Origin of the sequence: Mesorhizobium sp. M7A.F.Ca.ET.027.03.2.1 (genome assembly GCF_003999175.1) — a bacterium.
GTDB lineage: Bacteria > Pseudomonadota > Alphaproteobacteria > Rhizobiales > Rhizobiaceae > Mesorhizobium.
In genome coordinates this window covers 1-3,792 of the sequence record NZ_RZOM01000600.1, presented here as the reverse complement: position 1 = coordinate 3,792, position 3,792 = coordinate 1, and the positions used below count along the sequence as shown (strand labels likewise).

3 protein-coding genes and 3 pseudogenes are annotated in these 3,792 nt (G+C 61.7%); 3 read left to right on the top strand and 3 right to left on the bottom strand.

Annotation, left to right across the window (positions count from 1 at the left end):
• From EN750_RS23085 to EN750_RS23075, 3 genes and pseudogenes are all read left to right on the top strand, one after another.
• Positions 1 to 272, top strand: a pseudogene (locus EN750_RS23085) (ABC transporter ATP-binding protein); the annotation flags it as partial.
• A gap of 69 nt (positions 273 to 341) precedes the next feature.
• Positions 342 to 1,037 (top strand): urea ABC transporter ATP-binding subunit UrtE, encoded by a 696-nt coding sequence (gene urtE, locus EN750_RS23080; RefSeq protein ID WP_023813006.1) that lies wholly within the window; start codon positions 342 to 344, stop codon positions 1,035 to 1,037.
• Positions 1,038 to 1,306: 269 nt separating this feature from the next.
• Positions 1,307 to 1,483 (top strand): hypothetical protein, encoded by a 177-nt coding sequence (locus EN750_RS23075; RefSeq protein ID WP_081738697.1) that lies wholly within the window; start codon positions 1,307 to 1,309, stop codon positions 1,481 to 1,483.
• A 47-nt stretch (positions 1,484 to 1,530) separates the two neighbouring features.
• On the opposite strand, the pseudogene EN750_RS23070 reads toward EN750_RS23075, so the two are convergent.
• The 3 genes and pseudogenes from EN750_RS23070 to EN750_RS23060 form a co-directional block, all read right to left on the bottom strand.
• Positions 1,531 to 2,681 (bottom strand): annotated as a pseudogene (locus EN750_RS23070) (GGDEF domain-containing protein).
• Between the two features lie 115 nt (positions 2,682 to 2,796).
• Positions 2,797 to 3,618, bottom strand: coding sequence for a DUF72 domain-containing protein (locus EN750_RS23065; protein WP_027036729.1), 822 nt, complete (start codon positions 3,616 to 3,618; stop codon positions 2,797 to 2,799).
• A gap of 27 nt (positions 3,619 to 3,645) precedes the next feature.
• Positions 3,646 to 3,792, bottom strand: a pseudogene (locus EN750_RS23060) (GNAT family N-acetyltransferase); the annotation flags it as partial.

Below are 3,792 nucleotides of genomic sequence, written 5' to 3'. Positions count from 1 at the left end.
AGATCGGCATGCTCCTGGCGCAGGATCCGAAACTGCTGCTGGTCGACGAGCCGGTCGCCGGCATGACCGATGCCGAGACCGAGGAAACCGCGCGGCTGCTCAAGGATATCGCCCGCGACCATTCGGTCATTGTCGTCGAGCACGACATGCATTTCGTGCGCGAGCTCGGCGTCAAGGTCACCTGCCTGCATGAGGGCTCGGTGCTGAGCGAAGGCACACTTGATTTCGTGTCGGCGGACGAGCGTGTCGTCGAAGTCTATCTGGGGAGATGAGCATGGTCTGGCGGGTGCAATTCCATCACTTCGATCTGTCGTTCCTGCGGTTCTGGAAAAGGCGCTGACATGCTCGAAGTTTCCAATGCCACGCTGCACTACGGCGCCGCCCAGGCGTTGCGCGGCGTGTCGCTGAAGGCGGGCGCCGGCAAGATCACCTGCGTGCTCGGCCGCAACGGCGTCGGCAAGACCAGTTTGATGAGATCGATCGTCGGCCACCACCGGCTGACGAGCGGAAGCGTTGCCTTCGAGGGGAAGGCGCTCGACCGGAGCGCGGCGTATGACCGCGCCCGGTCGGGCATCGCATTCGTACCGCAGGGCAGGGAGGTCTTTCCGCTGCTCACTGTGCGGGAGAACCTGGAATCAGGCTTCGCGCCGCTGAAACGGGCCGACCGCAACATTCCTGCGCATGTCTTCGAATTGTTCCCGGTGCTGAAGCAGATGCTCGGCCGTCGCGGCGGCGATCTTTCCGGCGGCCAGCAGCAGCAGCTCGCCATCGGACGGGCGCTGGTGATGCGGCCGAAACTGCTGGTGCTCGACGAGCCGACCGAGGGCATACAGCCTTCGATCATCAAGGACATCGGCCGCGCCATCCGCTACCTGCGTGACCAGGCCGGCATCGCCGTGCTTCTGGTCGAACAATATCTCGATTTCTGCCGCGAGTTGGCCGACGAAGTCAACATCATGGACCGTGGCGTGATCGTCCATACCGGCCCGGCGGAAGATCTGGACCGCGCTGATGTCAGGAAGTTCCTGACCGTCTAGAATCGGCGGTGAACTTCAGTTGGCGATCCTAAGTTCTTGGCAAGTCCAATATTTCTCCTTCCGATCACCTGCGTCTCTGGCACGCCGAGCATCGCGTGCTAGTCTTTTCCTTGGCTTTGTGAGTCGGCCGCTTCCGTATCAGTCTGGTTATCGCAGATCGAGGAGCACGGCCAATGCCGGGCAAGTTTCACGCAAGCAAGGCTGCCTAGCTTCCCTCCTGCGATCTCTGTCGTTCAAACGCGTTTGGGCACACAGGCTAAGGGACAGCCATGGAACGTTACGTCGAGGATTACCAGAAGCGGCGGCTTATCGAACGTGTCGATATCATCGCTGCCATCAACATCTTGAGATCACAGGGCTGCGATTACGACGATCTGATCGAGGAGATCACCAAGGTCTTCTATGTCGATCTCGATACCTTCAATGAGATTGTCATGGCGGCCTAGGAGCGCATTCGTCTCCCCCGATCAGAGGCCGGTGTTGATACGCGCGATCAGCCTGCGCGCCTGAACGCAGAGGCGGTGACGCGGTTGCGGCCTCCGCGTTTGGCGTCGTAGAGCGCCTTGTCGGCGGCGTTGAGCACCTTGTCGAAGCCGAGGCCTTCCTTGGTGCCGAATGCAAATCCGGCACTAACCGTGCATATCAGCGAACCCGTCTCGGTTTCGATGCAGTGCGCGGCGAAAGCTGCCCGTATGGCCTCGGCGGTGGCCTCCACCGTTTCGGGCAAGGTCCGCTTCAGCACCAGCGCGAATTCCTCGCCGCCCATGCGCGCGGCGACGTCGGCCGGGCGGAGATTGCCGGCGAGTTCCCGTGCGAACACCTTCAGCACCTCATCGCCGGCGGCGTGGCCGAATTCGTCGTTGATGGCCTTGAAGTTGTCGAGATCGAAGACGACCACCGCCGTGAAGGCGCCGACCGGCGCATCGCCGTGCAGGTCGAACAGGGCGCGGCGGTTGAGCAGGCCGGTCAGCGGGTCGGTCAGGGCATTGTGGCGGTGATGCCGGGCAAGGCGTCCCTGATTCAGGGCCAGGGAAAGCGCCCCGATGCCGGTCATGCTGGCGATGACGATGATGAGGCTCAGTTCCTCGGCCCAGTTGCTTGGCGCATGTCCAAGGACCAGCTTCCCCTCCGAGGCTAGAACCATGGCGCAGAGAGCGAACGATGCGGCCGTGGCCGAATAGAGCGCGGTGATACCGGTTGTCAGGGCAGGGGCCTCGTCGCGGCCTTTCCAGTATTCGACCGCCGTTGCGAATAGAAGCAAGGCGGCGAAGGCATTTTCGAACATGAAGCCCAGCCCGTCATAGCCTAGAGCCATCGGAGGCAACGTCACGGCCAGCGAGATGGCGCTGCCGAGCACCGCTCGCGGCACTGGCGAGCCGCCGGTTCTGAACTGGTGGCCGCGCCCAGCATTGTCGAGAAACCGAGCAGGAGGAAAGCCAGCGTGGCGATGCCCAGCAGGCGCCCGGGCATTTCGATATAGGCGTCATAGACGAAAATATCGCCGACCACGAACACCAGGCTGGTCGCCCATGTCAGCAGGAACTTTTCCGAGCGAGCGGTCAGCCACATGCCAAACAATGTCAGGCTCAGGCAGGCAGCGGAAAAACCGACAGCCAACAGAAGTGAAGTGTAGTCGAGCGACATGCCCCTCGTCCTTGCCCGCGGCGGCCCAAATCTGTGACTGGTTCAGCTGGATTCATGCAGCAAGGAGGTATCGATAAGGTTACGACGATGGCGAAGATGCCATGATTCCGCTGCGTCAGGGCACCGGCTGACCCTGGTCCACCCGCTTCATCAGTGCCATGGCGCCGAACGGCGCGCGCACCTTGCCCTCGGTGATGAAGTAGACGAACACGTCGCGCGGCTTGACCGGCGCATCGATCGAAGGATCAGCACGTCGGAGATCGCTGGGCACCTTGCCTTCCGCCCAGACCTTTGCCCGCGCGGCCCATTCATCGAGGCCCTTCGGCGTGTAACAGTCGGGATTGTCGTCACTGCCGGTCTGCAGCCGCGCATAGACGAAATCGGCGGTGACGTCGGCGATATCGGGATATTTGGCATGGTCGGCGTAGACGATCGCGGCCTTGTATTTTCGGGCAAGTGCTGCGAATTCCGGCACGACAAAACTGTCGTTGCGGACTTCGAGCGCATGGCGCAGCGCAACGCCGTCCTGCTTTTCCGGCAGCAGTTTCAAAAAGGCTTCGAAATCGTCCGGATCGAATTTCTTGGTCGGCGCGAACTGCCACAGGATTGGCCCGAGCTTTTCGCCGAGTGCGGCAACGCCCGAGCCGAGGAAGCGCATCATCGATTCGCCGGCCTCGCCCAGCACGCGCCGGTTGGTGACGAAGCGGTTGCCCTTCAGCGAGTAGACAAAGCCGTCCGGCGCCTCGTTGGCCCATTTGACGAAGGTCGGCTCCTTGAAGCTGGAATAGTAAGTGCCGTTGACCTCGATGCTCGGCACCTGGCGAGTGGCGTAGTTCAGCTGCTTGGCCTTGGAAAGCTTGTCGGGATAGAAGGACGTATCCCAGGGCTCGAAGGTCCAGCCGCCCATGCCGGCGCGGATTGTTCCCGATGTGCTCATTGTCATCCTCCCAAATGCCGAAAAAGATCAGGCCGCGGTGGTCTTATCGACGGTTTTGGCCATGTCGACGAGCACCCATCCAGGCCGATAGGGATTGGGCCGGCGACCCGTTTCGTGGAAACCATAGGCCAGATAGAGTGCGATGTTCCGCTCCATCCTGGCGTTGGTGTAGAG

Bases quoted from the DNA above. Each gene is read 5' to 3' on its own strand.
- EN750_RS23075 (WP_081738697.1), top strand. From the start codon at position 1,307: ATGGAACGTTACGTCGAGGATTACCAGAAGCGGCGGCTTATCGAACGT.
- urtE (WP_023813006.1), top strand. From the start codon at position 342: ATGCTCGAAGTTTCCAATGCCACGCTGCACTACGGCGCCGCCCAGGCG.
- EN750_RS23065 (WP_027036729.1), bottom strand. From the start codon at position 3,618: ATGAGCACATCGGGAACAATCCGCGCCGGCATGGGCGGCTGGACCTTC.